General features: G+C 54.8%; 8 protein-coding genes. All 8 read right to left on the bottom strand.

From position 1 onward, the window contains the following. The coding region (locus NCN04_RS10775; protein ID WP_502988777.1) for a Ycf46 family AAA ATPase at positions 1-104 on the bottom strand (104 nt) is incomplete at its 3' end. Further along, a complete protein-coding gene (locus tag NCN04_RS09105) occupies positions 97-648 on the bottom strand; it encodes a YceD family protein (protein WP_250395878.1) in 552 nt (183 codons plus the stop codon). The genes NCN04_RS10775 and NCN04_RS09105, both read right to left, overlap by 8 nt. Next, positions 645-1,793: a membrane protein insertase YidC gene (yidC, locus tag NCN04_RS09100; RefSeq protein WP_250395877.1), complete on the bottom strand. Its 1,149-nt coding sequence runs from the start codon at positions 1,791-1,793 to the stop codon at positions 645-647. Before yidC ends, NCN04_RS09105 begins: the two co-directional genes overlap by 4 nt. Positions 1,794-1,882: 89 nt before the next feature. Further along, positions 1,883-2,299 (bottom strand): PH domain-containing protein, encoded by a 417-nt coding sequence (locus NCN04_RS09095; RefSeq protein WP_250395876.1) that lies wholly within the window; start codon positions 2,297-2,299, stop codon positions 1,883-1,885. Between the two features lie 2 nt (positions 2,300-2,301). Beyond that, positions 2,302-2,691: a ribonuclease P protein component gene (gene rnpA / locus NCN04_RS09090; RefSeq protein ID WP_250395875.1), complete on the bottom strand. Its 390-nt coding sequence runs from the start codon at positions 2,689-2,691 to the stop codon at positions 2,302-2,304. A 27-nt stretch (positions 2,692-2,718) separates the two neighbouring features. Further along, positions 2,719-2,856: a 50S ribosomal protein L34 gene (gene rpmH / locus NCN04_RS09085; protein WP_011620012.1), complete on the bottom strand. Its 138-nt coding sequence runs from the start codon at positions 2,854-2,856 to the stop codon at positions 2,719-2,721. 54 nt (positions 2,857-2,910) lie between these two features. Beyond that, positions 2,911-3,408 carry a DUF2808 domain-containing protein gene (locus NCN04_RS09080; RefSeq protein WP_502988776.1) on the bottom strand — a complete coding sequence of 166 codons (498 nt, stop codon included), beginning with the start codon at positions 3,406-3,408 and terminating at the stop codon, positions 2,911-2,913. Positions 3,409-3,599: 191 nt separating this feature from the next. Then, the coding region (gene aroH, locus NCN04_RS09075) for a chorismate mutase (RefSeq protein WP_250395873.1) at positions 3,600-3,934 on the bottom strand (335 nt) is incomplete at its 5' end.

Raw genomic sequence — 3,934 nt, 5'->3', positions numbered from 1 at the left:
CTCAGCAGAGATTCAACACGCTCCTCCTCGTGACTGCGAATCCAGATCAGAGGAGTGCCCGCGCGAATGAGCAGATCGAGTTGTTGTGCCCACTGTTCAGTCACGCGTGACCTCCGAGTCCTCGTCTGGGTCCAAGCGCAGGCTCAAGAGAGCCTCCCAACGCGGATCTGCTGCCGGCGTGGGCGAAGCAGACAGCTCTTGGTCAGCTGATTGAGGCATGCCTGGGCAGCCATCACCGCAGAAATTAACGGCTGGCATTTGAAGACTCAATTGCTCGAAGACCCATCGTTCTGGCTCAAAGCTGCCCCTTGGATCCAGGCACTCCACAAGTCCGTTGATTGAAGACACATCGAGTCCCTCCTCTGCCATCGCCTCTTTGGCTTCACTATCGCCAAGCCAGATGAGCTCACTAGCGTCCGTAGACAATTTGCGATTGAACTGATTCAAACAGCGATCGCAGCACAAGCACACGATGGTGTGCGCTGAACCTGAAACCTCGAGGATATTTCCACGGTGCTCGGCCTGAATACTGCCACGAACTGGGGTTAAGGAGGGCAGCTCATCCAGTTGGCCTGCAAATTCCCACTCACGAGCTGAACCAAGAGCTTGTAGCTCGCGAAGGGGAACGGGCTCGAGCCCATGAATCATTTGTTTCCGCCTTTGGGCTCGAAGGGCATGCGTCCTGAGCTGGACCCACCACCGGCAGAGGCTGAGGCAGCCTGGGATTTCTGCAACATCTGGGCATCAAGAATGGACTGGAGGTTGTCGGGCAAAGCCTCGCGAGTGAGCAGGAAGGTTTGAAGAGCCTGAAAGATATTGGCGATCACCATGTACAACAAAACACCGGCAGGGAGAGGGAAGAACAAGAACATCCCAGTGATCATCACAGGAGTGATCTTGTTGGCGGTGGACTGCTGAGGATTGGCAGGCATCCCCATGCCAGAGAGGAGCTGTGAGACAAACAGGCTCAGACCGAAAGCACCAATCAGGATCGCAATATCCCAATTGATTGTCCCCTCGGTGTAGAACCCAACCTGACCGAGGGCTTTGATGAACAAGAAGCCGCTGCGTGCTGCCAGTCCAGTGATTTTCCCTTCAACGGTGGCATCGCCGGTCGTGAGGGCCGTAATTGTTCCTGTCTCACTCACGCTGACAACGCCCTCTCCCTTGGTAACCGTCCATTTAGGGAGGAACATTTGACCGTTATCAACCCCAGAGATCACATTCCGGAAACTCTCTCCACCACGAGTTTCGAGCTGAATGGGAACGCTGTCTCCAGTGCCAAGTTTGGTGCCACCAGGAAGGCTTGCCACGATCGGGACGTGGTTGGTTTCCGTGATGAAAATGGAGTGGCTGGCACTTGTGAAAGGTTTGGGCTCAACAGCAGCAATTTGATCCGCAGGTAGGACCTTCAGATTGAGCGTATAGGGCACATCTGCGAAGGGTGATCCACGCAATGTCGCGAACAACGCGAACAAAATTGGCATTTGAACCAGCAGAGGTAGGCAACCCGCCAATGGGCTACCGAACTCCTTCATCAACTTGCCAAGTTCTGCCTGCTGCTTTTGGGGATCGTTCGCATAACGCGCCTTGATTTCAGCCTGACGTTTCTGCATCACAGGCTGGGCGATCCGCATGCGCCTGGCACTGCGGATGGACCCTGCGCTGAGAGGGAAGAGAGCCAGGCGGATTACCACCGTGAGGGCCACGATCGCCAGGCCATAGCTTGGGACCAATCCGTAGAAAAAATCCAGGATTGGAATCAGCAGATTGTCGGAGATGTACCCGATCACGATGGAATTCCGAGTGATTGATGAATGTTGATGCCAGTGTGCAACAGCACAGGAGCCTCTGTGGAAAGAGGCTCAAAGAGAAGCCGAAATCAAGCGGCGAAGCCTTTGTTTTCCTCGTCCTTTGCACCCGAGCTCGCACGTCGAGCACTGATCCGCTCTTCGATGAAAGCCTGGAGCTCCCTGAAGCGTGGAACCGAACGAAGTTCTAGGCGCGATCCGTCTGTCAAGACAAGAACCATGTCTCCCCAGGCGCCAAATCCTCGCGACACACTGCGAACCTCCCGAACCTGGCTATAAACCACCTGGCTACGGTCTCGTCCCATCCAGCCACCGGTCACAGAAATTCGTCGACTGGTGATGTTGAAACGCAACCAAATGGCGCGAACAATCGCGCCAACCGCAAAGGGCAAACCGATCAATGTCAGCCCTAGCAACAGGTTGAGAATCAAGTCACCGACCGCTGGGCCGCCTTCGTAGAACGTGTCTTCTTGGATGGGTGTTGGCATCGTTAATAGCCCGCTTGTTGGAGCAATCTGTCGCATTCTTCCAACATTGGGGCTTCTGAGATAGCCGTACCTGGTTTAAGACTGATCAAAACCCAGGTGTTTGCGTGCTGGAAAGACTGCTCAAAATGTTGACGAAGATGGTCGTGCAAGCGCCGCCTTAAGCGATTGCGAACGACAGCCCTCTTGCTGACTTTGCTGCTAATGACAACAGCGCAACGACACACAGCAGCATGACCCTGGTCCTCAACTGGGCGGCAATCCGAACGCAGCAGATTCGGCATTGCAGAAGCCTTGCGCAACGTCATCAAGGTTCCATGGAACCGTTGGCCCTTGCGATGCAAATAATCGAAACAGCGGTGACCACGCAATCTCATTGATGTGGGAAGCACCATCGGGGGCTAGGACGAGCTCTAGAGCCCTTAAGCAGCCAAGCGTGAACGTCCACGCTTGCGGCGCGTGCGAATCACACGACGACCGGTGTGAGAGCGCATGCGAACACGGAAACCAGAAACGCGTTTGCGCTTACGGCTGGTGCCTCCAAAAGTTCGTTTAGTCATGGATTCACCCCGGGGCCCAGCCTTTTATCAGTAGAAGAGCTTATCAGCCAATGCTTAGTCGATACTGAAGTTCCAGCTCCCTAAATAGCCAGCTACTGGAACGTCTCCGGGGGCCTGTGCCAGAGCATTGAACTGAAACATCCCAGCTTGATTGGGGTTGAAGATCGTCATGGACACGGCGTAGGTGTCTTCAGTAGGAATCGGCGTTTCAGGGAAAACTTCAATCGCAGTTTGATTCTCACTGATTTCGAAAACAGCAGGAATCACCTCTTCGCAACGGCTTCTGCTGAGCATGCCGCCCTTCTTCATCTTGCAGAGCTTCAATTTATTGGGGCGGATCTTGGCATTGAAGTAATCGGGAACGGTGATGCTCAGTTTCAGGATCGCGGTTTTGCGATCTTTCGGCCGAAGCATCAGGTAGTAATCCGACCTCTCGCGAGGACGGGTGCTCGTTTGGACGTAGTACAACTTGCGGTAGTTGTTGTCGCTTTCCCAGCGAAACTCCATCAAAGAGGGAGTGTTCTGGGCTTGAACAGCAACGGGTTGGAGCATCTCCACCACAGAAGCAGAAGCAACAACTCCGCAACCGATCACCCCTGCAATAACGGCGAGGCGGCGGATCGGGGTCGTGGGCAGAAGGTCCATTAATTCAGCTGGTGAAAACAATCACCGCAATGGTTAGTCCCATGATTGTCCTAAGGACAGCGAGCGGCAAGGGGTTCGAAGGGTCGGCCCGGCATCTGTCAGTTGTGACTGGATCTATCTGGCCTGAGGCGACTGGCTTCCCCCAGGTAGGCGTGGCGAACCTCCTGATCGTCTGGCATCCAGGCATGTGCCAGAAGACGGATGCACTTAGGCAGGTCTCCCTCAACAGCCATCTGCTGACAATCGAGGAGAGCTACGCCATCCCACCCTTCGCGGCGCCGTGCAACGGCAGCTGGAAAGCACGCATCCAGATCGGTGGTCACAGAAAACGTGATCGAAACGATGCAGTCCGGCTTCAGAGCGTTGTGTTTCACCAGCGCATCCATCAGTCCAGAGACCGCCTGCTCAATCGCAACAACAGTGTTAGCGCTGC

The organism is Synechococcus sp. MU1655 (assembly GCF_023630655.1).
Classification (GTDB): Bacteria; Cyanobacteriota; Cyanobacteriia; order PCC-6307; family Cyanobiaceae; genus Synechococcus_C.
This window is presented reverse-complemented; position numbering and strand designations above follow the sequence as displayed.